Below are 26,968 nucleotides of genomic sequence, written 5' to 3'. Positions count from 1 at the left end.
CAAAGCCATGCTGACATTCACCGACATGAAACCGATATTGCTGTCCTTCGCCATTTTGATCGGCTGGGCGGTGCATTGCGACCGCGCCAACGCCGCGGCGAACGAGGTCCTGACCGTTGCGGGCGGTTGTTTCTGGTGCGTCGAATCCGATTTCGAATCCGTCAAGGGCGTCGAAGGCGTGGTGTCGGGCTATACCGGAGGCCATATCGAAAACCCGACCTATAAACAGGTCAGCCGCGGCGGGTCGGGCCATTACGAGGCGGTGCAGATCCATTTCGATCCCGCCATCGTGTCGCGCGCAACCTTGCTGGACCTGTTTTTCCGGTCGGTCGATCCCACCGACGCGGGCGGCCAGTTCTGCGATCGCGGCGACAGCTACCGCACCGCGATTTTCGTCTCTGATCCGGCCGAAAAGCAGCTTGCGGAACAGGCCAGGGCACGCGCCGAGGCCGCCTTGGGCCGCAAAATCGTGACCCCGATCCTGCAGGCCCGAGCGTTTTACGAGGCCGAAGGCTATCACCAGGATTACTACAAGGGCGACAAGCGCGTGCTGACCCGTTTCGGCCCGATCAAGCAGTCGAAAGCCTATAAACGCTACCGCGATGCCTGCGGCCGCGACCAGCGGGTGCGCGAACTATGGGGCGACGCAGCGCCGTTCGCCAACCACTAGAAAACCGTGCCGGGATGCCGTTCAGGACCAGTCCAGAACCTCTTTCAGGTCCGGGATCACATCCGCCGTGCCCCGCCGCGTCACCATCAGCGCCGAAGCCTTGATCGCGGTCCCGATCGCCTCTTCCGGCGCCATGCCGCGATCGATCCCGGCCAGGAAATAGCCGGTAAAGGTGTCCCCCGCCCCGGTCGTGTCGACCGCATCGACCGGAATCGCATCGAAGCCTATCGCGTCGAACCCGTTCGACCGGTCATAGAACACGCAGCCGGCGGCCCCCTTGGTCACGATCACCGTATCGACGCCCAGCTTCGGCCCCGGCAGCAGACCGGTTTCCTCGACCAGTTGCGCCATTTCGATGTGGTTGAGCACCAGAATGTCGAGATGAGGCAAAACTTGCCGAACCGCCTGCGCCGAAAAGGGCGCGGCGGCATAGGCCACTTTCAGGCCCAGTTTCGATCCTGTTTCGGCTGCATACGCCTGTTCATTTGTTTCGTTCTGCATCAGCAGGATGTCCCCCGGCGCGGCCTCGGACAGAGCCAGGCCGATCGCATCGCGGGAAATTTCACGATTGGCGCCGGGGAAGACGATGATGTGATTTTCCCCCGCCGCATCCAGCGCGATCACCGCGTGCCCGGTCGGTGTATCGAGCTGCGCGATGGGCCGCGTATCGACGCCGTATTCGGTCAGCCGGTCGACCGCCCATTGCCCGTCCGGTCCCACCGCGCCGATATGGCTGACATGGGCGGCGGCGCGGGCGGCGGCGACCGACATGTTGGCCCCCTTGCCGCCCAGCCCCCGTTCCATCGTTTCGGACAGAACGGTTTCGCCGGGTTCCGGCAGATGGTCGACCCCGTAGAAATGGTCGGAATTGATCGACCCGAGGTTCCAGATGGTCATCGGGGCGGTCCTTCCTTATCCGATCTTGCAGGCGGCCAGCAGCGCCATGTTCAGGATGTCGTTCGCGGTCGAGTTGGTCGAACAGATCTGGATTGGTTCATCGACACCTGACAGGATCGGGCCGACCACGGTCGCCCCCGCCATTTCCTGCATCAGCTTGACCGAGATCGACGCCGAATGCCGCGCCGGAACCACCAGGATATTGGCCGGGCCGGTCAGCCGCTGGAACGGATAGGCCTCGGCCGCTTTCGGGTTCAACGCCACGTCGACGGTCATTTCGCCTTCGAATTCGAAATCCACGCCGCGTTTTTCCAGCATACCCGGGGCCAGGTGCATCTTCTCGGCCCGTTCCGATATCGGGTATCCGAAGGTCGAGAAACTGACGAAGGCCACCCGCGGCTCCAGCCCCAGATGCCGCGCCACATCCGCCGACCGTTGAGCGATGGTGGCGAGGTCTTCCTCGTCCGGCCATTCATGCACCAATGTATCCGAAATCAGGACGATCCGGCCCTTGTGCAACAGCGCGGTCACGCCCACTGCGCCGTGTTCGGCATCGGCGTCGAACACGTGGTTGATCAGCTTCAGCACATGCGCCGATTTCCGCGTCGCCCCGGTGATCAGCCCGTCGCCATGGCCATGCGCCAGCATCAGCGACGAAAACACATGCCGGTCGCGCGCGGCCAGCCGGTGAATGTCGTGCCGGTCGAATCCCCTGCGCTGCAGGCGGCGGTACAGGAAATCCTTGTAGGTATCGAGATGCCGGGTATTGGCGGCGTTCACGACTTCCAGTTCGCGCACCGCGTCGCCCATGCCGGCGGCTTCCAGTTTCTGTTTCACATCCGGTTCGCGGCCCACCACCAGCGCCTTGCCCAGGCCGGCCCGCTGATACTGTACGGCGGCGCGCAACACGCGGGGATCGTCGCCCTCGGCGAAAATCATCCGTGCCTGCGCCTTGCGGGCGCGGGCATGGATGCCGCGCATCACGTTTGCGGTCGGGTCCATCCGCGATTTCAGCGACACCTCATAGGCATCCATGTCAATGATCGGGCGGCGTGCCGCGCCGGTATCCATGCCCGCCTTGGCCACCGCCGGCGGGATGGTGTGGATCAGCCGCGGATCGAACGGCGTCGGGATGATGTAATCGCGCCCGAAGGTCAGCGCCTTGCCATAGGCCATCGCGACCTCGTCCGGCACGTCTTCGCGGGCCAGTTTCGCCAGCGCTTCGGCGCAGGCGATCTTCATTTCGTCATTGATCGCGCGGGCGTGGATATCCAGCGCACCGCGGAACAGGTAGGGGAAGCCCAGCACGTTGTTGACCTGGTTGGGATAATCCGACCGCCCCGTCGCCACGATGGCATCGGCGCGTACCGCGTGGGCCTCTTCCGGGGTAATCTCGGGATCGGGGTTCGCCATGGCGAAGATCACCGGGTTGTCGGCCATCGCTTCGACCATTTCGGGCGTCACCGCTCCCTTGACCGACACGCCAAGGAACACGTCGGCGCCCTTCATCGCTTCGTCCAGCGTGCGCAGGTCGGTTTTCACCGCATGGGCCGATTTCCACTGGTTCATGCCCTCGGTCCGGCCCTGGTAAATCACACCCTTGGTGTCGCACACGATGCAGTTCTGATGCTTCGCGCCCATCGTCTTCAACAACTCGATACAGGCGATCCCGGCAGCACCCGCGCCGTTCAGCACGATTTTCACATCCTCGATCTTCTTGCCCGAGATATGCAGCGCATTGATCAGACCCGCCGCACAGATCACCGCCGTGCCGTGCTGGTCGTCGTGGAAGACCGGAATATCCATTTCTTCCTTCAGGCGCTGTTCGATGATGAAGCATTCCGGCGCCTTGATGTCCTCGAGGTTGATGCCACCGAAGGTCGGCCCCATCAGCTTCACCGCCTTGATGATTTCTTCGGGATCCTCGCTATCCAGTTCGATATCGATGGAATTGACGTCGGCGAAACGCTTGAACAGCACCGCCTTGCCTTCCATCACCGGTTTCGAGGCCAGCGCACCCAGATTGCCCAGGCCCAGAACGGCGGTGCCGTTGGAAATCACCGCAACGAGGTTGCCCTTGTTGGTGTAATCGTAGGCCGTTTCGGGATTTTCCGCGATCGCTTCGCAGGGCACCGCGACGCCGGGGGAATAGGCCAGGGACAGGTCGCGCTGCGTGGTCATCGGTACGGTCGCGGTGATTTCGAATTTCCCGGGGGTTGGTTCCAAATGGAAGGCCAAGGCCTCTTCCGGGGTAACTTTCTGCTTTGTCATCTGTCTGGCCTGAAATTAATGTAGTCGAAGCCTCTTACAGCGGGAACGCCCGCGTCTCAACAGAAACACGTTTTCGCCTTTCGTCCCGGTCCCGTGATTTGTAAGGTCTGCCGAAACGAAACGGGGGTAAATCGTGTCAGCAGTAACGCCCATGATGGCGCAATATCTGGAAATCAAGGACGCGCATAAGGACGCGCTTCTGTTCTACCGGATGGGCGATTTTTACGAGATGTTCTTCGACGATGCGGTCGCCGCATCCGAGGCGCTGGACATCGCTTTAACCAAGCGCGGCAAGCACGCGGGCGAAGACATCCCGATGTGCGGCGTGCCGGTGCATTCCGCCGAAGGCTACTTGCTGACCCTGATCCGCAAGGGATTCCGCGTCGCCGTCTGCGAACAGATGGAAGACCCGGCCGAGGCCAAGAAACGCGGGTCGAAATCCGTGGTGCGGCGCGAAGTGGTGCGGCTGGTGACCCCCGGGACGCTGACCGAGGAATCCCTTCTGGAGGCCCGGCGACACAATTTCCTCAGCGCCTACGCTCTGGTGCGGGACGAAGCCGCGCTGGCCTGGGTCGATATTTCGACCGGGGAATTCCACGTGATGCCGCTGCCCCCGGTGCGGCTTGGCCCCGAATTGGCGCGGTTGATGCCGTCCGAGGTCGTGGTGTCCGAGGCGCAAGAGGCCGATTTGGCCGAAATAGTGTCTGAATCCGGTGCATCCCTGACCCCGCTGTCTCGCGCCGTTTTCGACAGCACCAGCGCCGAAAAACGGCTGTGCGCGCTGTTCGAAGTGTCGTCGCTGGACGCGTTCGGCCAGTTTTCCCGCGCCGAGGTGTCGGCGATGGGCGCCGTGGTCGAATATCTGGAAATCACTCAGAAGGGCAAACTGCCGCTGTTGCGCAAACCGCATCGCGAAGCGCAAGCGCGGGTGATGCAGATCGACGCAGCCACAAGGCGCAACCTGGAACTGACCCACGCGATGAACGGCGGACGAGCCGGTTCTCTGCTGGCCACCATCGACCGCACCGTCACCGCCGCGGGCGCGCGGTTGCTGGAACGGCGGGTATCCAGCCCCTCGCGCGTGCTGTCGGTGATCCATGACCGGCTGGCTGCAGTGGATTTTGCGGTGGAACAGGGTCGAATGCGGGCCGAGCTGCGTGACGAGCTGCGCAAGGTGCCCGATCTGGATCGCGCCCTGTCGCGGCTGGGGTTGGATCGTGGCGGGCCGCGCGATCTGGCGGCGATCCGCAACGGGCTGGATCAGGCCGGGCAGATTTCGCAACACATCTCGCCGCTCGACCTGCCTGCGCTGCTGAAGGATGCCGCTGGCGCGCTGGTGGGCCATGACGAATTGCTGGACCTGCTGGATCAGGCGCTGATCGCCGAACCGCCGCTGCTGGCCCGCGATGGCGGGTTCATAGCGCCGGGTTTCGACGAAGAACTCGACGAAATGCGCCAGTTGCGCGACGAAGGCCGCGGCGTGATCGCGCAGATGCAGGCTCAATACCAGCAGGAAACCGGCATTTCCTCGCTCAAGATCAAGCACAACAACGTTCTGGGGTACTTCGTCGAGGTCACCGCGACCCATGCCGACAAGATGCTGTCGGAACCGCTGTCCAACACGTTCAAGCACCGGCAGACCACGGCAAACCAGGTCCGTTTCACCACCGTGCCGCTGTCGGAAATGGAAACCAAGATCCTGAACGCGGGCGGCCGGGCGCTGGAGATCGAAAAGCGTCTGTTCGAAACCCTGCGTCAGGCCATCCTGACCCACGCCGACCAGATCAGCGTCGCCTCGCGCGCGCTGGCGGAACTGGACCTTGCCACATCGCTGGCCGATCTGGCCCGGTCCGAGGATTGGGCGCGGCCCACGGTAGATGACAGCCGAAGATTGCACATCGAAGGCGGCCGTCACCCGGTGGTCGAACAGGCACTAAAGAAACAGGGCGGCGCACCCTTCATCGCCAATGATTGCGATCTGGCCGAGGGCAGCGACGGCGCCGATATTTGGCTGCTGACCGGCCCCAACATGGCCGGTAAATCGACCTTCCTGAGGCAGAATGCGCTGATCGCGCTGCTGGCGCAGATGGGCAGCTATGTGCCAGCAAGAAAAGCCGAGATTGGACTGGTCAGCCAGCTGTTCAGCCGCGTCGGCGCGTCGGATGACCTGGCGCGCGGGCGGTCGACCTTCATGGTGGAAATGGTGGAAACCGCCGTGATCCTCAATCAGGCCGACGACCGGGCGCTGGTGATCCTCGACGAAATCGGGCGTGGCACGGCGACCTATGACGGGCTGTCCATCGCCTGGGCGACGCTGGAACATCTGCATGACGTGAACCGCTGCCGGGCGCTTTTCGCCACCCATTACCACGAATTGACCAACCTCGCGGCGAAGCTCGACGGGGTGGAAAACGCCACCGTCGCGGTGAAGGAATTCGAAGGCGAGGTGATTTTCCTGCATGAGGTGCGCAAAGGCGCCGCCGACCGGTCCTATGGTGTGCAGGTGGCGAAACTGGCCGGCCTGCCCGATGCGGTGGTGGAACGCGCGCGGGTGGTTCTGGACGCGCTGGAAAAGGGCGAACGGGAAGGCGGCAAGAAACAGGCGGTGATCGACGATCTGCCGCTGTTTTCCGCCGCGCCCGCCCCTGCCCCTGCCACGCAAAAGGGCCCCGATCCGCTGGAACAGAGACTGGATGGCATCATCCCCGACGAACTTACCCCGCGCGAGGCATTGAACCTGATCTATGAGTTGAAAGCGCTGAAAGCAGGCTGATCACCAGCTGCCGCTGGCGCCGCCGCCGCTGGATGATCCTCCACCGAAGGACCCGCTGGACGAACTGGAGGAAGATTTGCGTGGAATGATCCGCGTCACCGACCAGCGGTCGTCGCAATTCAGGCAATGGTAATCGATCCGTTTCGTACCGGTCGACGCGGTGGTCGCGGCTTGCAGAATCTCGGTATCGCCTTCGACCGTCTTGTATCCGCAGGACCGGCAGGCGGAATAGCGGCTGAACCAGGCCTTGTAGGCTTCGATCGTCACGTGGTCGCATTTCGGGCATTGCCAGACATCGTAATCGACGCTTTTCAGTTCCTCTTCGGTGATCTGGCCTTTTTGCAGGTGTTTGTCGTCCCATCCTTCGTCCAGCCGTTCCATCCGCGACCCGTCATTCGGGCAAATCCGCGGCTTGTTGCGCTGCCATCGGCGGTACGCCTGCACCGGAAAGCCCAGCAACGGCGCCAGGATCACGAAAATCCAGCCGCCTATCCAATCGAGGAACCGCCTGCCCCGGCTCAGCGCCTTTTGCGCGAGGTTGGCGTCGTATTCCCCGGGAAAGCTGCCGGTGAGATCGAAAATCACCGCATCCACCCCGTCCTCGATCCCCGTCACATAGTCGTCGCGCTTGAAGCTGGGAACGATCTCTTCGTCGATGATCCGCTGCATCGGGGCGTTTTTCGATACGCCGTAGCCGGATCCCACCTCGATCCGTAATTTCCGGTCATACCGCGCCACCAGCAGCATCACACCGTCATTGCGTTCGGCATTGCCGACGGCCCAGTAGTTGAAGAGCCCGGTGGCGAAGGGTTCGATGCCGCCTTGATGCCCGTAATCCGACATCCTGTAGATGGTGACCACGGTAAACTCGATACCGCGCGCGACGCGCAATTCCTTCAGCTTGTCTCGAATGCGGTCCTCGTCCTGTTCCGGCAGCAGGCCGGCAAGGTCGTTCACATAAATCTCTGTGTAGTCGGGATAGGTCTGCGCCTGCGCGGCAATCGCGGAAAGGCCCAGGAAAAGAAAAGCTATGAGGTGTTTCAAAACAAAAAAGCCCCCAAAAGAATGGGGGCCTTTTAACATGACTGCGGTCTTCTGTTTAGCCGGGATTGGACGACACGCCGACCTGCGCCGGGCGCAGCAGGCGATCGTGCAGCATGAAACCGTCGGCGGAAACCTGAATGATTTCGCCCGCCACCGTGTTCGGCACCGGGGCTTCGAACATCGCTTCGTGCACCTGCGGGTCGAACTTGTCGCCGATTTCCGGCGAAATCACTTCGATCCCATGTTTTTTGAACACGTTCAGCAATTCGCGCATGGTCAGTTCGATCCCTTCGATCATCGCGCCCATCTGTTCGCGCTGTTCATCGGTCACCGCATCCATCGCGCGTTTCAAGTTGTCGAACACCGGCAGCATGTCGCGGGACAGCTTCGACCCGCCGTACTGTTCGGCTTCGCGGCGCTGCTTGTCGGCGCGCTTGCGGGAATTTTCCGCATCCGCCAGGGCGCGCATGAACTTGTCCTTGTAATCGTCACGCTCGGTGCGCAAGGCGTCGATTTCGGCTGCCTCGTCCGTGATCTCGGTTTCTTCCTCGGCAAAGGCTTCGGCCTCGGCGGCCTCGATATCGTCGAGAAATTCGTTTTCCTTGGGCATGTGCCACCTTCCAACTTTAGCTGCGGTCGGAAATCATCCGTCCAACCAGCTGTGCCGTATAGTCCACAATCGGCACGATCCGCCCATAATTGAGGCGTGTGGGCCCGATGACCCCGACCGCACCGACTATCTTACGATCAGCGTTCATATAGGGAGACACCACCAAAGAGGAACCCGAAAGTGAGAAAAGTTTGTTCTCCGAGCCGATAAAAATCCGCACGCCATCGCCTGCTTCGGTCAGATCAAGGAAATCGGCAATGTCCCGCTTGCGTTCCAGGTCATCGAACAGGCTCCGGATGCGGTCCAGGTCCTCTTCTCCGCCCTCGCCCTGCAACAGATTCGACCGGCCCCGCACGATCAGGCGTTCATGTTCGTCGCCGTCGCCATCCCACAGCGCCAGCCCGCTTTCCACCAGGTCGCGCGCCAGAACATCGATTTCCTGCCGCCGCTCATCGATCTGCTGCCGGATCGCGCCGCTCAGTTCGCTCAGCGTTTTGCCTTCGACCAGGGCATTGACGAAATTCGCCGCCTCCCGCATCGAGGACGGGGTTTGCCCGGCCGGCGGGGTGAACAGGCGGTTTTCGACGTGGCCGTCGGCAAACACCAGAACCACCAGCGCCCGGTCCGCGCCCAGCGACACGAATTCGACATGCTTGATCGGCGCTTCATGCTTCGGCGCCAGGACCAGCGATGCCCCCCGTGTCACGCCGGACAAGGCGGTGCTGACCCGGTTCAGGATGTCGGGCACGTCGCCTGCATTGCTGCTGACGGTTTCATCCAGCTTCTGGCGGTCGGATTGATCCAGATCGCGCACTTCCAGCAACCCGTCGACGAACATCCGCAGGCCGATCTGAGTCGGCACCCGCCCGGCGGACACATGCGGGCTGTCCAGCAGGCCCATGAATTCCAGATCCTGCATCACGTTGCGGATCGTGGCAGCGCTGACCTTTTCGCTCATTTCACGGGTCAGGCTGCGCGACCCGACCGGATCGCCGCTCGACAGATAGCTTTCGACGACGCGGCGAAACACTTCGCGCGACCGATCGTTCATCTGTGCCAGAATGTTCTTGCCGTCATCCATTCGCGAAACCCTGCTCAGGGTCATTAAAGAGGTTGTGCCGCAAAGGTCAATCGGGGTTGCGTTTGACGCGCCCAGCCCTGTATCCCCGCACTAAACGGACAAGGGGAAATGTCATGCGGCCATCTGGTAGAGATTTAAGTGAAATGCGCACGGTTTCAATCGAAACCGGCGTAACAAAACATGCAGAAGGGTCCTGCATGATCCGTATGGGCGATACCCATGTCCTGTGCACCGCGACGCTGGAAAACCGCGTTCCGCCCTTCATCAAGGGGTCCGGGCTGGGCTGGGTCACGGCGGAATACGGCATGCTGCCGCGGTCGACCACGTCGCGCATGCGCCGCGAAGCCACCGCGGGCAAGCAGGGTGGAAGAACCGTTGAAATTCAGAGGCTTATCGGTCGCTCCCTGCGAGCAGGCGTGGATCGCGTGGCGCTTGGCGAACGCCAGATCACCATCGATTGCGACGTGATCCAGGCCGATGGCGGTACCCGCTGCGCCGCGATCACCGGCGGCTGGGTGGCGTTGCGCCTGGCGGTGGACAAGCTGATGAAGGCCGGCGACGTCTATTCCGATCCCCTGATCCAGCCGGTCGCCGCGGTCAGCTGCGGCGTTTATGCCGGTCAGCCGGTACTGGATCTGGATTACCCCGAAGACAGCGAAGCGGGCGTTGACGGCAATTTCATCATGCTGGGCAACAAGCAGCTTATCGAGGTGCAGATGTCGGCCGAGGGCGCGACCTATTCGCGCGACCAGATGAACCAGCTGCTGGACCTGGCTGAAAAAGGCGTCGAAGAACTGGTTTCGGCGCAGCGGGCTGCGGTCGATGCAGCGTAAGTTCGACGGAGATCAGCTGGTCCTGGCCAGCCACAACAAGGGCAAGCTGCGCGAAATCGCGGCTTTGCTCGCCCCGTTCGGGATCACCGTGACCTCGGCCGCCGATCACGGGCTTGAGGAACCGGAAGAAACCGAAGACACCTTCGCCGGCAATGCCCGGATCAAGGCGCATTACGCGGCCAAGCAAACCGGCCTGCCCGCCCTGTCCGACGACAGCGGCATCACGATCGAAGCGCTGGACGGCGCGCCGGGCGTCTACACCGCCGATTGGGCCGAAACGCCGAACGGGCGCGATTTCCCGATGGCGATGGAAAAGACCTGGAATCTGCTGGAGGAAAAGAACGCTCCCTTCCCGCGCAAGGCGGCGTTCAACTGCACCCTCTGCCTTGCCTGGCCCGATGGCCATGACGAAATTTTCGAGGGCAAGGTCGAAGGTCAGGTCACATGGCCGATGCGCGGCGAACAGGGCTTCGGCTACGATCCGATCTTTGTTCCCGACGGGTTCGACATTACATTTGGTGAAATGGACCCGGAAAAGAAACAGGACATGAGCCACCGCGCGGACGCCTTCCGCAAGCTTGTGAAGGGCTGCTTTGAGTGAAGATTGGCAACAGGGGGGCTTCGGCCTCTACCTGCATTGGCCGTTTTGCGCCGCCAAGTGCCCCTATTGCGATTTCAACAGCCATGTGGCGCGTAAAATCGACCAATCCCGCTGGCTCAAGGCCTATCTGGCCGAACTAGACCGCTACGCCGAAGAAGTCCCGCACCGCGTTCTGAATTCCATCTTCTTCGGCGGCGGCACGCCCAGTCTGATGGACCCCGAGGTGGTAAACGCCATCCTGGAACGTGTCCGCCAGATCTGGCCGCAGGCAAACGATCTGGAAGTCACTCTTGAAGCTAATCCCGGATCCGTCGAAGCGGGCCGGTTCGCGGCCTATGCACAGGCCGGGGTCAGCCGCGTATCGATGGGGATTCAGGCCCTGAACGACCGCGATCTGCGCCGTCTGGGCCGCATCCACACCGTCGAGGAAGCGCGCAAGGCCTTCGACATCGCCCGCACGCAGTTCGACCGCGTCAGTTTCGACCTGATCTATGCCCGCCAGGACCAAAGCCTGCAGGATTGGCGCGCCGAACTGACCGAGGCGCTGTCGATGGCGATCGACCATGTATCGCTGTACCAACTGACCATCGAACAGGGCACCGCCTTCGGCGACCGCTACAACCGCGGATCGCTGCGGGGCTTGCCCGAAGACGATACCGCAGCCGACATGTACGAGGCGACGCAGGACATTTGCGGTGCCGCCGGGTTCACCGCCTATGAGGTGTCGAACCACGCCAAACCCGGCGCGGAATCGCGCCATAACCTGATTTACTGGCGCTATGGCGATTACGTCGGTATCGGCCCGGGCGCCCATGGCCGCATCACCCTGAACGGCCAACGCATCGCCAGTGAAACCGAACTGGCCCCCGGAAAATGGCTGCACGGCGTGGAAAGCGGCACCGGGGCGGAAACCCGGCGCGCGCTGACAGGGTTGGATCAGGCCGGTGAATACCTGATGATGGGGCTGCGGATCAGCGAAGGCATAGATGTTGATCGCTATACGGCTCTCGCCGGACAGCCCTTGAACGCGGGAAAACTGAGCTATCTGACGGATATCGGAATGATTACGCCGTCTGCGTCAAATCTGCGCGTGACAGATCAGGGGCGCATGGTACTGAATGCGGTGATCAGGGAATTGTTGGTGGACGGCTGATGCGCGTTTTCTGGGCTATCTTGGGTTTGATCAGTGTCGCTTTGGGCCTGATCGGTGTCTTTTTGCCGCTTATCCCGACGGTGCCCTTCATGTTGCTGGCCGCTTTCTCATTCGCCCGTTCCAGCGAACGTTTGCACGGCTGGCTGATCGAACACCCGACATTCGGGCCTTCGATCGTCGATTGGCAAGAACGCGGCGCGATCAGCGCCAAGGGCAAACGGATCGCCACCCTGTCCATCGTCGCGGTTTTCACGATATCGCTGATCATGGGGCTGCGCCCCATGATCCTTGTCATTCAGGCAATCACGCTTGGCGCGGTCCTGACGTTCATCTGGACCCGGCCTAACTCATGACCGACAGCTTGCGACACAATTCGTCCAGCTGATCGAAATCCCTGTAGGAAATCATCAACATCCCGCTTTCCTTGCCGGGATCGTGGTCGATCAGCACCTTCATGCCCAAAGCGGCGGACAGATCATCCTCCAGCGCGCGGGTATCGGCATCCTTTTCAAGCGACTTCGGCGCCTTCTTTTCCGGCTTTGCGGTCTCGTTAAAGATATCGCTGGCAGGCTTCTTGGCCAGCCGTTCGGTTTCCCGCACCGACAGCCCGGAATGGATCACCTTTTTCGCCAAGGTCACCGGATCGTCCGAGGTGATCAGCGCCCGGGCATGCCCGGCGCTCAGCTTGCCTTCGCGCAGGAATTCCTGCACCTCCTCGGGCAATTGCAGCAGCCGCACCAGGTTGGCGATGTAGCTGCGGCTTTTGCCCAGAACCTCGGACAGCTTTTCCTGGGTATGGCCGAATTTTTCCATCAACTGCTTGTAACCGGCGGCTTCTTCGACCGGGTTCAGATCGGCGCGCTGGATGTTTTCGATGATCGCGACTTCCAGAACCTCGGTATCGTCGAAATCGCGCACGATCACCGGGACCGTGTGCTGCATCGCCATCTGTGCCGCCCGCCAGCGACGTTCACCGGCGACGATTTCGTAAATTCCCTTTGCGCCCGGCTTTTCCCGCACGATCAGCGGCTGGATGATGCCCTTTTCCCGGATCGAAGACGCCAGTTCGTCCAGTTGTTCCTTGGTGAAGGTGCGGCGCGGCTGATCCGGATTCGGCTGTACCTTTTCGATCGGCACCATCATGTCGGGCCGGCGCGTGGTTTCACCGGTTTCGATGCTTGGCGGTGTCGGGTTCACATCGGCCATCAGCGCCGACAATCCACGGCCCAGGCCACGGGTTTTGGGTTTCTCGCTCATTTTTGCCCCTTTTTTTATTGTGCCGCGATGCGGATATTCTTCGACAGCAATTCCTTGGCCAGTTGCAGATAGGCCTGCGCGCCCTTCGATGTCGGGTCGTAATCCAGAACCGGCACCGCGTAAGACGGCGCTTCGCTGACCCGGACGTTGCGCGGAATCACCGTGCTGAACACCAGATCGCCGAGGTTGTCTCGCGCATCCGCTTCAACCTGTTGGGACAAGTTGTTGCGTGCGTCATACATGGTCAACACAATACCTTCGATCCGCAGCCCCGGATTGGCGCTTTGCCGCACCTCGCGGATCGTCAGCATCAGCTGCGACAGCCCTTCCAGTGCAAAGAATTCCGATTGCAGCGGAACCAGTACCGAATGCGACGCGACCATCGCGTTCACCGTCAGCAGGTTCAGCGAGGGCGGACAATCGATCAGGATGAAATCGTATTCATGCGCGTCCATCGCGTGCTGGCGCAGCGCGTCATGCAGCAGGAAGGACCGCTTTTCGTTTGACATCAGCTCGATATCGGCCGAGCTCAGATCGACGGTGGCCGGGATGATATCCATCCGCTCGGTGCGGGTCGGCTGAATCACCTTGTCCAGATCGCTGTCGTCGATCAGCAGGTCGTAGGTGGTGTAATCGCGGTTTTCGGGGTCGATGCCCAGCCCGGTCGACGCGTTACCCTGCGGATCCAGATCGACCACGAGAACCTTCATGCCTTCCGCCGCCAGCGCCGCGCCGAGGTTGATCGTCGTCGTGGTTTTGCCCACCCCGCCCTTCTGGTTGGCCACGGCGATGATTTTCGGCCCCGGAAGGCGGGTCGGATCAGACATGTTCGATTCCCTCGATTCGCAAAATGACGGCTCCGCTATCGGTTTCACTTGTAAATGGCTTACAGGTGAATCGCCACTTTTGCTGCGCTTCCCGAACTTCTTTTTCCCAATTGACGCCTTTTGGAAACAAGGCCACGCCGCCCTGCCCCAAATGTCGGGCAGCAAAGCCCAGAAGCGTCGAAAGGTCGGCCAGCGCCCGGGCTGAAATCACATCCGAATGCAAGGGCGGGATGTTTTCGATCCGTTCATCCATCACCCGCACCGAAATTCCGGTTTCCCGGATCACCGTGCGCAGGAAGGCCGCCTTGCGGGTATCGCTTTCAACCAGCGTCACCAGCATATCCGGCGCCTTTTCCGCCGCCAGGATCGCAATCACCAGCCCGGGGAATCCGCCGCCACTGCCTAAGTCGGCCCAGCTTCGCGCGCCCTCGGGAAGATGACGGAACACCTGCGCCGAATCGACAAAATGCCTGTCCCACAGGGTTTCCAGCGTGGACCGGGCGACGAGGTTGATCTTGGGATTCCACTTTTCCAGCAGCGCGGCATAGCGTTCCAGCCGCGCCATTGTTTCACGTGAAACATCGATGCCGATCTGTCTCACGCGGATTTTTCCCGTTTCACCTGCCGCAGCTTGGCCAGCAGCAGCGTCAGCGCCGCCGGGGTCATGCCCTCTACCCGCGATGCCCGCGCAAGGTTCTCCGGCCGTGCCTGTTTCAGCTTCAACTTCAATTCGTTCGACAGGCCTTCAATGCTGTCATAGCTGAAATCTGCTGGAATCACCTGCAGCTCATCGCGCTTCACCGCTTCGACATCGCGTTGCTGCCGTTCGATGTAATTGGCGTAAAGCGCGTCCTTTTCCAGCTGGCCGCGGGTTTCCATGTCGATATCCGACAGCTGCGGGTCCAGATCGATCAGCTTGTCGAAATCGACATCCGGGAAGGACAACACCTGGTACAGGCTGCGCCGCGCGCCGTCCTGATTGACGTTGAACCCGTGTTCCTTCAGGTGGCGCGGGGTGAAGCTCGACGTTTTCAGACGCGCCTCGCCGGCTTGAAGCCTCTCCATCTTGTCCTCGAACGCGGCTTTGCGCGTCTCACAGACGCAGCCGACCTCGATCCCCTTGGGCGTCAGCCGCTGATCGGCGTTGTCGGCGCGCAAGGAAAGCCGGAATTCGGCGCGAGAGGTGAACATGCGATAGGGTTCCGACACGCCACGCGTGATCAGGTCGTCGATCATCACGCCGATATAGCTGTCAGAACGGCTGAACAGCACCGGATCGCGACCCAGGGCCAAGGCGGCGGCGTTCAGTCCGGCAACCACCCCCTGCGCGGCGGCTTCCTCATAACCGGTCGTGCCGTTGATCTGCCCGGCCAGGAACAGCCCCGGTACCGATTTCACCGCAAGCCGCGAATCCAAAGCGCGGGGATCGACGTAGTCGTATTCGATGGCATAGCCGGGCTGCAGGATCTCGGTATCTTCCAGCCCATAGATCGAATGCACGTAATCGCGCTGCACATCTTCGGGCAGCGATGTCGAAATCCCGTTGGGATAGACGGTGTGATCATCCAGCCCTTCGGGTTCCAGGAACACCTGGTGCGAGGTCTTGTCGGCGAACCTTACGATTTTGTCCTCAATCGACGGGCAGTATCGCGGCCCTACCCCTTCGATATGGCCGCCATACATCGCCGAGCGTTCCAAGTTTTCACGGATGATGTCGTGCGTGCGTTCATTTGTGTGGGTGATGCCGCAGGAAATCTGCCGCACCGACGGGCCCTTGGACAGGAAGGAAAACATCACCGGGTCGTCATCGCCCGGCTGCATTTCCAGCAGGTCCCACTTGATCGTGCGTCCGTCCAGACGCGGCGGGGTGCCGGTTTTCAGACGGCCCAACGGCAATTCGAACCCATCGATCCGCTCGGCCAGCTTGACCGAGGGCTTGTCGCCCATCCGCCCGCCGGGGCGCCGTTCGTCGCCGATATGAATGACGCCGCGCAGGAACGTCCCGGTGGTCAGAACCACCTGTTTCGCCTTCAATTCCGACCCATCGGCCAAAACCACACCGGCAACGCTGTCGCCCTGCATGATGAAATCGGTGGCTTCGCCTTCGACGATGCTCAGGTTCGGCTGCGCCTCGATCTCGGCCAGCATCGCCTGGCGGTATAGCTTTCGGTCGGATTGACAGCGCGGCCCCTGCACCGCCGGGCCCTTGCGGCGGTTGAGCAGCCGGAACTGGATGCCGGACACATCCGCGACACGCCCCATTACACCATCGAGCGCATCGACCTCGCGCACAAGGTGGCCCTTGCCCAGACCGCCGATCGCCGGGTTGCAGGACATCACGCCGATGCCGTCTTTGCGCAGGGTAATCAGCGCAGTGCGCGCACCCATCCGGGCCGCGGCATGGGCCGCGTCCGATCCGGCATGCCCGCCGCCAATCACGATCACATCGAAGTCGAATTGTTTCACGTGAAACACTCCTCACTTCCCAAGGCAGAAACTGGCGAAGATTTCGTCCAGCAGGTTTTCAACATCGATCCGGCCGACCAGCGCATCCAGAGCGCGGATCGCCGTCCGCATTTCTTCGGCCGCGATATCGGTCATGTCCTCGCCCATCGCCACCAGTCTTTTCGCCTCATCGAGCGCGGCAACCGCGTTCTGCATCGACACGCGATGACGTTCACGGGTGGCGATGCCGATATTTGCGGTGCGCTGCGACAGGCGTTCGGTGATCTGATCTATCAGATTCGCAACGCCTTCTCCACTCGCTCCGGACACAGCACCGGATTTATCGCTCAGCAGGTCGGCCTTGGCCTTCAAAACGATATCGTCGGGCAGCGGTTCGAAATCCGGTTTCTGGTCGCCCTCGACCAGGAACACCCGCAGATCGGCCAGCCCGGCCCGTTCGCGGGCGCGCTTGATGCCAATCTCTTCGACCTTGTCCTGGGTTTCTCGCAATCCGGCTGTATCCAGCAGCGTCACCGGCAGCCCGGCCAGATCCATTCGGACCTCGATCACATCGCGCGTCGTGCCGGCATATTCCGAGGTGATCGCCGCATCGCGCCCCGCCAGGGCGTTGAGCAGGGTCGATTTCCCGACATTCGGCGCGCCGACGATGGCGACCTCGAACCCGGTACGGACCCGTTCAGCCGCCGAAACCCCCGCGATTTCCTTGGACAGAGACGCAATCACACGATCCAGAAGTTCGTTCACTTCCGGCGACACGTCGACCGGGATGTCCTCATCCGCGAAGTCGATCGTCGCTTCCAGAAGCGAGGCCGCGCGGATCAGGTCGCGTCGCCATTCCTCGGCCCAGTTGCCCAGATCGCCGGACAGAACGCGCAGCGCCTGGCGCCTCTGTGCCTCGGTTTCCGCCTCAATCAGGTCGGCCAGCCCTTCGACCTGGGCCAGGTCCAGACGGCCGTTTTCAAGCGCTCGGCGGGTGAATTCCCCCGGTTCCGCCTGCCGCAGCCCATCCATGTTGCCCAGTTCGCGCAGGACCGAGGCCACAACCGCCACCGATCCGTGCAATTGAAGCTCGACCACCGCTTCGCCGGTGAAACTGGATTTGTCCGGGAAGGTCAGGACCAACGCCTCGTCCAGCCGCACCCCCTGCCCGTCCCTGAGCAGCCGCAGGCCGGCCTTGCGCGGATCCGGCAACATTCCGGCCAGCCGTTCACCCGCGGCATGCGCCAGCGGGCCGGACACGCGGATCACCGCGACCCCGGCCTTACCGTGGGCCGTGGCAAGGGCGAAAATCGTGTCCATCTGTCAGGTCCCGCAAAGGCTTCAGCCGTTCATCGAATCGAAGAACTCGCTGTTGGTCTTGGTCTGTTTCAACTTCGAAATCAGGAATTCGATCGCGTCGGTGGTTCCCATCGGGTTCAGGATGCGGCGCAGAACAAAGGTTTTCTGCAGATCCTTCGGATCGACCAGCAGGTCTTCTTTCCGGGTACCCGATTTAAGGATGTCCATCGCCGGGAACACGCGCTTGTCGGCGACCTTGCGGTCGAGAACGATCTCGCTGTTGCCGGTGCCCTTGAATTCTTCGAAGATCACTTCGTCCATGCGCGAACCGGTATCGATCAGCGCGGTGGCGATGATGGTCAGCGATCCGCCTTCTTCGATATTCCGGGCCGCACCGAAGAACCGCTTCGGCCGCTGCAGCGCGTTGGCATCCACACCACCGGTCAGAACCTTACCCGAGGACGGCACCACGGTATTGAAAGCCCTACCAAGTCTTGTGATCGAATCGAGAAGGATAACAACATCTCGTTTATGTTCGACCAAGCGCTTGGCCTTTTCGATGACCATTTCCGACACCGCAACGTGACGGGTCGCAGGTTCGTCGAAGGTCGAGGAAATCACTTCCCCTTTCACAGACCGCTGCATGTCGGTGACTTCTTCGGGCCGTTCGTCGATCAGCAGAACGATCAGGTAGGTTTCCGGGTGGTTGGTTTCGATCGAATGCGCGATGTTCTGCAGCAGAACCGTCTTACCGGTCCGCGGCGGCGCCACGATCAGCGACCGCTGGCCCTTGCCGATGGGCGCGACCAGGTCAATGATCCGGGCCGACCGGTCCTTGATCGTCGGATCCTCGATTTCCATCTTCAGACGTTCATCGGGATAAAGCGGCGTCAAGTTGTCGAAAGCGATCTTGTGACGCGCTTTTTCCGGTTCTTCGAAATTGATCGTGGTGACAGAGGTCAGGGCGAAGTAACGCTCGTTTTCCTCGGGCGCCTTGATCACGCCTTCGACGGTGTCACCAGTGCGCAGCGAATATTTGCGGATCATGTCGGGCGACACGTAGATGTCATCGGGACCCGGCAGATAGTTCGCTTCGGGAGAGCGCAGGAAGCCGAATCCGTCCTGCAACACTTCCAGAACGCCGTCACCGCCGACTTCCCAGCCTTCATCAGCCATTTCCCGAAGGATCTGGAACATCATTTCGCCCTTCCGCATGGTCGAGGCGTTTTCGATTTCCAGCTCTTCGGCCATGGCGAGAAGGTCTTTGGGGCTCTTGGCCTTGAGATCGGCCAGGTTCAGGCGCTGTTGCTGCTCTGTCATGGGAATAATCCTGCGAACAATCCCACCGGGATTGCTATCTTCTTTACTGAAGGAAAATCGGTCCCCCGGACGGGGGCTTGTGAAGCGATATAAGGCGCGGTCCTTTCTGAGTCAATTCCGATCCCGGGAGTGAACACGCAGGTCCCCCGGCAGGCATCCTTAAATAAATAAAGAAAGATAAAAGGATTGTTTTTGGTTTAGGGCGCCGGAATCCTGTGGATTATCGAGTTATCCATAGAGATTTTCACGCTCTTCGCGTCCTGTAGAGAAATCTATGGAAAAACCCGGTACACTTTCTGAATATTTCAAAAATTATTTTTAGATTTCAGATAGTTATGCTTGACATTTTCGTTTCCGGAATCGGGGATAAATACTGGACTAAGCGGGCGTAACCGCGGTTTATCACAGTCCTGGAGTTATCCTTGCCCCGAAAGGATAAGCGTCATGCAAGCGGGGCATCGAATGGTGAGTTTCGCACAACTTGCAAAGATCCCCGGAACCATCCAGTACTCTTCACCAAGTCATGCCATCGCTTTCCCACGGGGTTATCCACATGCAGAAAAATCTGATCCTCGCTTCGGGGTCCGAAATTCGGCAATCTCTGCTCCGAAACGCCAACGTTTCCTTCACCGTCGAACGGCCGCGAATCGATGAAGAGATGGTGAAAGCGGCGCTTCTGGCCGAAGATGCCACGCCGCGCGACATCGCCGATACGCTGGCCGAGATGAAAGCGACGAAGATCAGCGAAAAATTCCCCGATTCCTTGGTGATCGGCTGCGATCAGGTGCTCGATTTCAACGGATTGATGCTGTCGAAGCCCGAAACCCGGGACGAAGCGCGCGATCAGCTTCGCCAGATGCGCGGTCAGCGGCACATGTTGCTGTCGGCGGCGGTGATCTGCGAGGCGGGCAAGCCGCTTTGGCGCCATATCGGGCAAGTCCGTTTGCGGATGCGCGATTTCTCGGACGACTTTCTTGAGGGCTATCTGGATCGCAACTGGCCGGAAATCGGCCACTGCGTCGGCGGTTACAAGCTGGAAGAGGAAGGCGTACGGTTGTTTTCCCGTATCGACGGCGATTATTTTACGGTTCTGGGGCTGCCGCTTCTGGAACTCCTGTCCTACCTGACCCTGCGAGGAGAGCTGCAACAATGAGTGTCGAGCGTATTCCCCTGGCCGGCGTGATCGGATCGCCGATCGCCCATTCGAAATCGCCGCTTCTGCATGGTCACTGGCTGAAAACCCTCGGCATCAAGGGTTTTTATGTTCCGATGGACGTGGCGCCGGACGATCTGGAAAACGTTTTGCGCACCCTGCCACGGATGGGATTTGTCGGTGTAAACATCACCGTGCCGCACAAGGTCGCCGCGATGCAGATCGCCGATCTGGTCACCGACCGGGCGACGCTGATTGGCGCGGCGAACACGCTGATATTCCGCGAAGACGGCAAAATTCACGCAGACAACACCGATGGCTATGGTTTCATCGAAAATCTGCGCCAGAACGCGCCGGATTGGGATCCTGCCGCCGGACCGGCCGCGGTTCTGGGCTCCGGTGGGGCCGCGCGGGCGGTCGTGGCTTCGCTTCTCGATGCCGGGGTGCCGGAAATCATGCTCAGCAACCGCACTCGGGCGCGCGCCGACAGCCTGCAACAGGATTTCGGCAGCAGGGTGAAGGTTGTTGAATGGGTACAGGCCGGCAACATGCTGGAAGAAGCCGCAACGGTGGTGAACACGACGTCACTCGGCATGTTGGGGAAACCGGAGCTGCGGGTGCCGCTGGACGGATTGCAGAAGGGCGCGTTGGTGACCGACCTGGTTTACAACCCGCTGCGCACGCGCCTGTTGCGCGAAGCCGAAGATATGGGATGCGTCACGGTGGATGGATTGGGCATGCTGATCCACCAGGCGGTGCCGGGATTCGAACGCTGGTTCGGCCAACGGCCCGAGGTCGACGCGGCAACCCGCGCGGTGTTGCTGCGATGAGGTTCAAGCTGGGCCTGACCGGTTCGATCGGCATGGGCAAATCCACCACCGCCAAGATGTTCGCCGAAGCGGGCTGCGCCGTCTGGGATGCGGATGCCGCCGTGCATCGGCTGTATTCCAAGGGTGGCAAGGCGGTGCCCGCGTTTCAGCGTGATTTTCCCGAGGCGGTGATCGACGGCTCGGTATCGCGCGATGTGCTGAAGCAGATCATCGGTCGCGATCCAGGGGCGTTGAAACGGATCGAGGCGATCGTGCACCCACTGGTCGGCGAAGATCGCGCGGATTTCATCACCAATGCGAGTGCCGATATCCTTGTCTTTGACATCCCGTTGCTGTTCGAAACCGGCGGCGACGCGGCGATGGATGCGGTGGCGACCGTGTCGGCCCCGCCGGAGATCCAGAAACAAAGGGTGATGGAGCGCGGCACGATGAACGCGGCGCAATTCAAAACCATCCGTGAAAAACAGATGCCGGATGCGGAAAAACGCGCCCGCGCCGATTATGTGATCGTGACCGATACTCTGGACCATGCGCGCGCGCAGGTGCAGGCGGTGATTGACGACATTCAGGGGAAACTACGCAATGCGTGAAATCGTGATGGATACGGAAACCACCGGTTTTGACCCGAATTCGGGCGACCGGATCGTCGAAATCGGCTGCCTCGAACTTTATAACCACATGCCGACCGGCGAAACCTATCACGTCTATATCAACCCCGAACGCCACATGCCGGACGAGGCTTTCGGCGTGCACGGCATCGGGCCCGACCTGTTGCAGCCGCCGCAGGACCCGAAACCGGGGCAGATCACCCTGAAGGACAAGCCGGTTTTCAAGGAAGTGGGCCAAAGTTTTCTGGATTTCATCCGCGATTCCAAGCTGGTGATCCACAACGCCGCCTTCGACATCAAGTTCCTCAATGCCGAACTGGGCTGGATGGGGCTGCCGCAGATTCCGTGGGAACAGGCGCTCGATACGCTGGCGATCGCGCGCAAGAAATTTCCCGGCTCGCCCGCGACGCTGGATGCGCTTTGCCGCCGCTTCGGGATCGACAATTCGTCGCGCACGCTGCACGGCGCGTTGCTCGACTCCGAAATCCTGGCCGATGTCTATCTGGAACTGACCGGCGGCCGGCAGCCCGATTTTGGGCTCAGCGCGGTGTCCACCGGGTCATCGGGCGGTGATGGTGGCGACGATTGGCGCCCGTTCCCGCGCCCGGCGCCCCTGCCGCTGCGGATCACCGAAGAAGAAACCGCCGCCCATGCTGCCTTTGTCGAGGCGATGGGCGACGGCGCGCTTTGGAAAAAGCTGTCTGAGTGATCAGTTCGCCGGCGCGGTCTGACCTTCGGCCTGGCGGCGGGCCAGTTCGTTGCGATACAGCTGAACGAAATCGATGTTTTCCAGGTTCAGCGGCGGGAAACCGCCGTCGCGGGTCACGTCGCTGACGATGCGGCGCAGGAACGGGAACATCATGCGGGGGCATTCGATCAGCAGGAACGGATGCATCTGGTCTTCGGGCACGCCATCGATCTGGAAGATACCGGCATAATCGATTTCCAGCAGGAACAGCTTTTCGTCGCTGCCCTTGGCCGAGGAATCCACGGTCAGCTTGATGGCGACTTCGAACTGGTTGTCCTGCGGACGCTTCTTGGCGTCGAGATTGACCAGTACCTTGACGTCCGGCTGCACTTCGCCCGACGCACCTTTCTGCGCCAGGATGTTTTCGAAAGACATGTCGCGGATGAACTGGTTCAGGACGTTCATGCGGAAGGACGGGGCCTGCGGGTCGGTGGCGGCTTCAGCCATTTCTTGCTCCTAGAAAATGCGTTTGCTCCGTCCTTATCAGGATGAATCACGCGCCTCAATGCTTGGTCCAGCCAGAAGGCCGGTGGGTCGGTCGTTTTGACGGATCGACCTCGTAAAATTCGCCTTCGATCACGTCGTCATCCTGCATCGGGCGGTATTCCCGCCGGGCACCCGCCGCCCCCATGGTGAAACTTTGCACCCGCACCCTTTTGCGCAGGTAGTGGAACACGGCCGACCGTATCGCCGGTACCAGCAGCGCGAAACCAAGCGCATCGGTGAAAAATCCCGGTGTCAGAAGCAGAACGCCGGAAATCAAAACCATTGCCCCATGTGCCAAGGGTTCCGTCGGATCATCGAGCTGCGAAAAGGATCGCTGCAGATTGCCGATCGCCAGCCGTCCCTGCGCCCGCACCAGGTAGGTGCCCAGGATCGCGGTCAGCACCACGATTCCGATCGTCGGCCATGTCCCGATCGCGCCGCCGACCTGAATGAAAAGCGATATCTCGATGATGGGAACGGCGATGAAAGCGATTAGCAGCCACATATTTGGCATTCTCCTGTAATCTTGACGCAGTGGACTTGGCCGCCTGCCTCACCTACATAAGAACCAAACGGGCAGGTTTCCACGCCCCGTGGTTCGAGAGGATAATATGAATTCGCCGATTTTGCAGCTTCTGGTCCTTGCCGGCATCGCAATCTTCCTGATTTTGCGGTTGAAAAACGTGCTGGGAACCCGTGAAGGGTTTGAAAAGCCTCCCGTTCAGCGAGTGACGGAAAAACCCGGCCCACGCCGCGACTTTGAGGTGATCGAAGGTGGTCCCGACCGCGATATTACCGATCACGTCGCCGAAGGCAGCGCCGCGGCGCATGCGCTGGCGCAGATGAAGCGCGTCGAGCCGTCGTTCAACGTGTCCGAATTCCTGGGCGGCGCGCGCGGCGCCTATGAAATGATCCTCATGGGGTTCGAACGTGGCGATCTGGCCGAAATCAAGCCGTTCCTCAGCGATGATGTCTATGGCAGCTTCGCCGAAGTGGTCGAAGCGCGCGACGCGCAGGGCCTGAAAATCGAGGCGGATTTCGTGGGCATCCGCGAAATGGCGCTGGTCGACGCGGAATTCGAAGACAATATTGCCGAGATTTCGGTGAAATTCGTTGGCGAACTGACCTCGGTCGTGCGCGACAGTTCCGGCGAAATCGTCGAAGGAAAACCGAACGAGATCAAGCGTCAGAAGGACGTCTGGACCTTTGCCCGCAAGATGGGAACCGACGACCCGAACTGGCAACTGGTCGCCACGGGCGAATGATCCGGCGGCTGCCAGCCGCCGTTCTGGCAGGGGCGTTGATGACGGGTGCGGCGCAGGCCGCCGACCTGTCCTACGAGGTGCATGATTTCGCTGATCTCGACGGTTGGGAACGCGACGATCATGCCGCCGCGCTTGATGTGTTCCTGAACACCTGCCCTGATATCGGCGCGCCGGATTGGCAATCGCTTTGTGCGGTGGCGCAGACGATCGAGAACCCCAAGACGTTCTTCGAACTTTTCTTCCGCCCGGTGCTGATCGAGAACGGGCAAAAGCCGCTTTTCACCGGCTATTTCGAACCGGAACTCGACGGGGCGCTGGAGCGCACCGAACGGTTCCGCTTCCCGATCTATCGCCAGCCCGCCGAGGCGCGCCGCGCCAAGCGCTGGCTGTCGCGCCGCGAAATCGAAACCGGCGGCGTGATGGAGGGTCGCGGGCTTGAAATCGCCTGGGTCGATGATCCGGTGGAACTGTTTTTTCTGCAAATCCAGGGATCTGGGCGCATCCGCCTGCCGAACGGGCACCATGTCCGGGTCGGCTATGGCGGATCGAACGGGCATGACTACCGTTCGATCGGGGTCGAACTGATCCGCCGCGGCATATACAAGAAACACCAGGTGTCGGCGCAGGTGATCAAGTCATGGGTGCGGCGCAACCCGGAGGATGGGCAGGAATTGCTGCGCCATAATCCGTCCTACGTCTTCTTCCGCAGGATCGACAGCGTGTCGCCCGAAAACGGCCCCCTGGGCGCGATGAACCGGTCGGTCACCACCGGCCGCAGCATCGCCGTCGACCCGGCATATACGCCGCTGGGCGCGCCGGTCTGGCTGGAAAAACAGGGCGAAAATCCGATCCGTCGGCTGATGGTCGCGCAGGATACCGGGTCGGCGATCAAGGGGCCGCAGCGGGCCGACATTTTCTTTGGCACCGGCGACGCGGCGGGCCGTGCCGCCGGCAAGCTGCGCGATACCGGCCGGATGATGGTTCTGCTGCCGATACAGCGCGCCTATGCCTTGCTGCCGGAGACCGAGCAATGACGCGACGGAGGCTGAAGCCCGAGGAAGTCGAGCTTTGGAAGAAGGTGGCGGAAACGGCCGAAAGGCTGCATCCGGAACGGCCCAAGTCCGAATTGCCGAAACCCAAACCGAAACCGCAGAAAACACCGACGTTCCGCATGCCCGATTTCCAGGTCGGTGCCAAAGCGGGCGCAACACCGTCCCGCGATGACCTGATGCCGTCGATTGCCGAACAGCTGGGCAGCGGTCCGGTGCGCATGGATCGCAAGACCTTCGGCAAGATGAAACGCGGCAAACTGGTGCCCGAGGGCAAGATCGACCTGCACGGTATGACCTTGGACCGCGCGCATTCGGTGTTGAACGGGTTCATCATGCGGTCGCATGGACAGGGCAAGCGGTTGGTCCTGGTGATCACCGGCAAGGGCAAGCATCGCGATGAGGGCGGGCCGATCCCGGTCCGCTTCGGCGTGCTGAAACACAATGTGCCGCAATGGCTGACCATGCCGCCGCTGTCGGCGGTGGTCCTGCAGGTGTCCGAGGCGCATCTCAGCCACGGTGGTTCGGGCGCCTATTACGTTTATCTGCGGCGGAACCGTTAATTCAGCAACAACAGCGGTGACAGGATCAGCTGGGTCGCGTTCTGGGCGGTGATCACGGTGCCGGGCAATAGCCCGGACCGGCCGGCGCGGTCGCGGCCGAAGGCTTCGTTCACCGCGGCGCTGTTGCTCAGCAGCGCGATCAGCAGCGGCGACGTGCCCACCGTGAAATGCCGCGTGCCGGTTGCCTTCGCGAACTGGGAAACATCGATCAGCGTGACCGGATATTCGGCCAGTTCCTCGGGATCGGTCAGGTTTCCCAGCCGTCTGCGGCTGCCGTTGAGCCGCGCCGACAATTGCAGCGCGCGGTCGCGCGAAGACACGAAGATCGCGAAGGGCTGCGGCAGCCCGGCTAGACGATCCGCCTGCGTCTTGAACAGGTCGATATCCAGATCGGGCGACACCAGAACCACACCGCCGAGGGTCCGCCTGGACCATCCCGGCGTGGCGATTTCGATCTGCCGCAGCGTTTCCATTACCAGCATCGTGCCCAGCGAATGCCCGACAAGGATGATCCGCCCCGGCTGCGCGACGCGGACCTGCCGCAGCAGGATTTCGAAACCATCGCGGGCATAGAGCACGCTGTCGCGGTCATGGGTATAGGCCAGCGGATTTGCCGCACTGGGCCAGGAATAATGCACCACGACGCCGGGCAAGTCGAAATCGTGCTTCATCTGGACGGTGCGGAACACCCCGTCGCTGAAGCTGTTGTTGTAGCCATGCACGTAAACCAATACGTCGCGGTCGCCCTTCGGCTGCTTTGCCAGCGTTTTGCGCAGCGCGCCGGTAAAGGCGGTGGCGCTGCCGTAATCCTGCTTGCCGACAACGGTGAAGTGCTTTTCCGGGTTTACGCTGCGCATGCCGATCTTGATCTGACCGACCTGTCGCTGCGGCGGTACCGACACGTCGACCGACAGGTAGTCAAGCTCTCTTTCCCGCGCTTCGCCGTACCATCCGGCATCGTTCCGGCCGCGACTGGTGGCGACGAAAGCGGTATAGACCTGCCCGGTTTCCCGCGCCCCTGGCTGTATCACGATCGCTTCGCGGTCGCTGCAGGCGGCAAGGAAGATCAGGCAGATTATCAAAGCACGTCTGACCACGGTCGGCTCCGGCACTGGTGTATGGTGCCAGAGCTAGCGGTTTTCCCCGGCGCAATCCAGTGCTTGCTTGGGGGCGGCTTTGCCCGGT

General features: G+C 61.2%; 27 protein-coding genes. 13 read left to right on the top strand and 14 right to left on the bottom strand.

The genetic code is table 11. The features are described 5' to 3' along the window. Window positions 1-7 precede the first annotated feature (7 nt). A complete protein-coding gene (gene msrA, locus IT775_RS04790) occupies window positions 8-670 on the top strand; it encodes a peptide-methionine (S)-S-oxide reductase MsrA (protein ID WP_212699954.1) in 663 nt (220 codons plus the stop codon). Between the two features lie 21 nt (window positions 671-691). Here the strand turns inward: msrA and IT775_RS04785 are convergent, their stop codons facing one another. Then, window positions 692-1,567 carry a ribokinase gene (locus IT775_RS04785; RefSeq protein ID WP_212699953.1) on the bottom strand — a complete coding sequence of 292 codons (876 nt, stop codon included), beginning with the start codon at window positions 1,565-1,567 and terminating at the stop codon, window positions 692-694. Between the two features lie 15 nt (window positions 1,568-1,582). Further along, window positions 1,583-3,838, bottom strand: a complete 2,256-nt coding sequence (locus IT775_RS04780; protein WP_212699952.1) for an NADP-dependent malic enzyme — start codon at window positions 3,836-3,838, stop codon at window positions 1,583-1,585. A gap of 151 nt (window positions 3,839-3,989) precedes the next feature. Between IT775_RS04780 and mutS the strand changes: the two genes are divergently transcribed. After that, window positions 3,990-6,611, top strand: a complete 2,622-nt coding sequence (gene mutS, locus IT775_RS04775; protein WP_212699951.1) for a DNA mismatch repair protein MutS — start codon at window positions 3,990-3,992, stop codon at window positions 6,609-6,611. Here the strand turns inward: mutS and IT775_RS04770 are convergent, their stop codons facing one another. From IT775_RS04770 to hrcA, 3 genes are read right to left on the bottom strand one after another with little or no spacing between them, the layout of a single operon-like run. Next, window positions 6,612-7,655 (bottom strand): TPM domain-containing protein, encoded by a 1,044-nt coding sequence (locus tag IT775_RS04770; protein WP_212699950.1) that lies wholly within the window; start codon window positions 7,653-7,655, stop codon window positions 6,612-6,614. Between the two features lie 55 nt (window positions 7,656-7,710). After that, the gene (locus IT775_RS04765; protein ID WP_212699949.1) at window positions 7,711-8,265 is read right to left on the bottom strand and encodes a nucleotide exchange factor GrpE; all 555 of its coding nucleotides are present in this window, start codon (window positions 8,263-8,265) and stop codon (window positions 7,711-7,713) included. Between the two features lie 16 nt (window positions 8,266-8,281). Then, window positions 8,282-9,346, bottom strand: coding sequence for a heat-inducible transcriptional repressor HrcA (gene hrcA, locus IT775_RS04760; RefSeq protein ID WP_212699948.1), 1,065 nt, complete (start codon window positions 9,344-9,346; stop codon window positions 8,282-8,284). A gap of 113 nt (window positions 9,347-9,459) precedes the next feature. Between hrcA and rph the strand changes: the two genes are divergently transcribed. The 4 genes from rph to IT775_RS04740 are packed head-to-tail and all read left to right on the top strand — an operon-like array spanning window position 9,460 to window position 12,286. Further along, window positions 9,460-10,179 (top strand): ribonuclease PH, encoded by a 720-nt coding sequence (rph, locus tag IT775_RS04755; RefSeq protein WP_212699947.1) that lies wholly within the window; start codon window positions 9,460-9,462, stop codon window positions 10,177-10,179. Continuing rightward, a complete protein-coding gene (gene rdgB, locus IT775_RS04750) occupies window positions 10,169-10,780 on the top strand; it encodes an RdgB/HAM1 family non-canonical purine NTP pyrophosphatase (RefSeq protein ID WP_212699946.1) in 612 nt (203 codons plus the stop codon). Before rph ends, rdgB begins: the two co-directional genes overlap by 11 nt. Further along, entirely contained in the window at window positions 10,773-11,933 is a 1,161-nt protein-coding gene (gene hemW / locus IT775_RS04745) for a radical SAM family heme chaperone HemW (RefSeq protein WP_212699945.1), read from the top strand. Before rdgB ends, hemW begins: the two co-directional genes overlap by 8 nt. Next, complete coding sequence (locus tag IT775_RS04740; protein ID WP_212699944.1) at window positions 11,933-12,286, top strand: YbaN family protein; 354 nt, start codon at window positions 11,933-11,935, stop codon at window positions 12,284-12,286. Before hemW ends, IT775_RS04740 begins: the two co-directional genes overlap by 1 nt. Here IT775_RS04740 and IT775_RS04735 read toward each other — a convergent pair. From IT775_RS04735 to rho, 6 genes are read right to left on the bottom strand one after another with little or no spacing between them, the layout of a single operon-like run. Beyond that, window positions 12,276-13,190: a ParB/RepB/Spo0J family partition protein gene (locus IT775_RS04735; protein ID WP_212699943.1), complete on the bottom strand. Its 915-nt coding sequence runs from the start codon at window positions 13,188-13,190 to the stop codon at window positions 12,276-12,278. The genes IT775_RS04740 and IT775_RS04735 overlap by 11 nt on opposite strands. Window positions 13,191-13,204: 14 nt before the next feature. Then, window positions 13,205-14,017 carry a ParA family protein gene (locus IT775_RS04730; RefSeq protein WP_212699942.1) on the bottom strand — a complete coding sequence of 271 codons (813 nt, stop codon included), beginning with the start codon at window positions 14,015-14,017 and terminating at the stop codon, window positions 13,205-13,207. After that, window positions 14,010-14,582 carry a 16S rRNA (guanine(527)-N(7))-methyltransferase RsmG gene (rsmG, locus tag IT775_RS04725; RefSeq protein ID WP_212700101.1) on the bottom strand — a complete coding sequence of 191 codons (573 nt, stop codon included), beginning with the start codon at window positions 14,580-14,582 and terminating at the stop codon, window positions 14,010-14,012. The genes IT775_RS04730 and rsmG overlap by 8 nt, the downstream gene beginning before the upstream one ends. Window positions 14,583-14,614: 32 nt before the next feature. Next, on the bottom strand, window positions 14,615-16,483 hold the full coding sequence (gene mnmG / locus IT775_RS04720) for a tRNA uridine-5-carboxymethylaminomethyl(34) synthesis enzyme MnmG (RefSeq protein ID WP_212699941.1): 1,869 nt from the start codon (window positions 16,481-16,483) through the stop codon (window positions 14,615-14,617). Between the two features lie 12 nt (window positions 16,484-16,495). Further along, window positions 16,496-17,782 carry a tRNA uridine-5-carboxymethylaminomethyl(34) synthesis GTPase MnmE gene (gene mnmE / locus IT775_RS04715; protein WP_212699940.1) on the bottom strand — a complete coding sequence of 429 codons (1,287 nt, stop codon included), beginning with the start codon at window positions 17,780-17,782 and terminating at the stop codon, window positions 16,496-16,498. Window positions 17,783-17,803: 21 nt separating this feature from the next. Beyond that, window positions 17,804-19,081 carry a transcription termination factor Rho gene (rho, locus tag IT775_RS04710; RefSeq protein ID WP_212699939.1) on the bottom strand — a complete coding sequence of 426 codons (1,278 nt, stop codon included), beginning with the start codon at window positions 19,079-19,081 and terminating at the stop codon, window positions 17,804-17,806. 553 nt (window positions 19,082-19,634) lie between these two features. Here rho and IT775_RS04705 point away from each other — a divergent pair. The 4 genes from IT775_RS04705 to dnaQ are packed head-to-tail and all read left to right on the top strand — an operon-like array spanning window position 19,635 to window position 22,381. Next, a complete protein-coding gene (locus IT775_RS04705) occupies window positions 19,635-20,234 on the top strand; it encodes a Maf family protein (RefSeq protein ID WP_212699938.1) in 600 nt (199 codons plus the stop codon). Further along, window positions 20,231-21,064 carry a shikimate dehydrogenase gene (locus IT775_RS04700; RefSeq protein ID WP_212699937.1) on the top strand — a complete coding sequence of 278 codons (834 nt, stop codon included), beginning with the start codon at window positions 20,231-20,233 and terminating at the stop codon, window positions 21,062-21,064. The genes IT775_RS04705 and IT775_RS04700 overlap by 4 nt, the downstream gene beginning before the upstream one ends. Beyond that, window positions 21,061-21,654: a dephospho-CoA kinase gene (gene coaE, locus IT775_RS04695; RefSeq protein WP_212699936.1), complete on the top strand. Its 594-nt coding sequence runs from the start codon at window positions 21,061-21,063 to the stop codon at window positions 21,652-21,654. Before IT775_RS04700 ends, coaE begins: the two co-directional genes overlap by 4 nt. Further along, window positions 21,647-22,381: a DNA polymerase III subunit epsilon gene (gene dnaQ / locus IT775_RS04690; protein ID WP_212699935.1), complete on the top strand. Its 735-nt coding sequence runs from the start codon at window positions 21,647-21,649 to the stop codon at window positions 22,379-22,381. The genes coaE and dnaQ overlap by 8 nt, the downstream gene beginning before the upstream one ends. Here the strand turns inward: dnaQ and secB are convergent, their stop codons facing one another. After that, the gene (gene secB, locus IT775_RS04685) at window positions 22,382-22,867 is read right to left on the bottom strand and encodes a protein-export chaperone SecB (protein WP_212699934.1); all 486 of its coding nucleotides are present in this window, start codon (window positions 22,865-22,867) and stop codon (window positions 22,382-22,384) included. It abuts the gene before it with no gap. Between the two features lie 55 nt (window positions 22,868-22,922). Continuing rightward, entirely contained in the window at window positions 22,923-23,411 is a 489-nt protein-coding gene (locus IT775_RS04680; RefSeq protein ID WP_212699933.1) for an FxsA family protein, read from the bottom strand. 106 nt (window positions 23,412-23,517) lie between these two features. Here IT775_RS04680 and IT775_RS04675 point away from each other — a divergent pair, with 106 nt between their 5' ends. The 3 genes from IT775_RS04675 to IT775_RS04665 are packed head-to-tail and all read left to right on the top strand — an operon-like array spanning window position 23,518 to window position 25,783. Then, on the top strand, window positions 23,518-24,171 hold the full coding sequence (locus tag IT775_RS04675; protein ID WP_212699932.1) for a Tim44/TimA family putative adaptor protein: 654 nt from the start codon (window positions 23,518-23,520) through the stop codon (window positions 24,169-24,171). Further along, window positions 24,168-25,205: a murein transglycosylase A gene (gene mltA, locus IT775_RS04670; protein WP_212699931.1), complete on the top strand. Its 1,038-nt coding sequence runs from the start codon at window positions 24,168-24,170 to the stop codon at window positions 25,203-25,205. The genes IT775_RS04675 and mltA overlap by 4 nt, the downstream gene beginning before the upstream one ends. Continuing rightward, window positions 25,202-25,783 (top strand): Smr/MutS family protein, encoded by a 582-nt coding sequence (locus IT775_RS04665; RefSeq protein WP_212699930.1) that lies wholly within the window; start codon window positions 25,202-25,204, stop codon window positions 25,781-25,783. Before mltA ends, IT775_RS04665 begins: the two co-directional genes overlap by 4 nt. On the opposite strand, the gene IT775_RS04660 is transcribed toward IT775_RS04665, so the two are convergent. After that, window positions 25,780-26,880 (bottom strand): alpha/beta hydrolase, encoded by a 1,101-nt coding sequence (locus IT775_RS04660; RefSeq protein WP_212699929.1) that lies wholly within the window; start codon window positions 26,878-26,880, stop codon window positions 25,780-25,782. The genes IT775_RS04665 and IT775_RS04660 overlap by 4 nt on opposite strands. Window positions 26,881-26,968: the final 88 nt, after the last annotated feature.

Origin of the sequence: Thalassovita aquimarina (assembly GCF_018219815.1) — a bacterium.
Lineage (GTDB): Bacteria > Pseudomonadota > Alphaproteobacteria > Rhodobacterales > Rhodobacteraceae > Thalassobius > Thalassobius aquimarinus.
The sequence above is the reverse complement of the archived record's forward strand: the minus strand, read 5'-3'. Positions and strand labels throughout refer to the sequence as shown.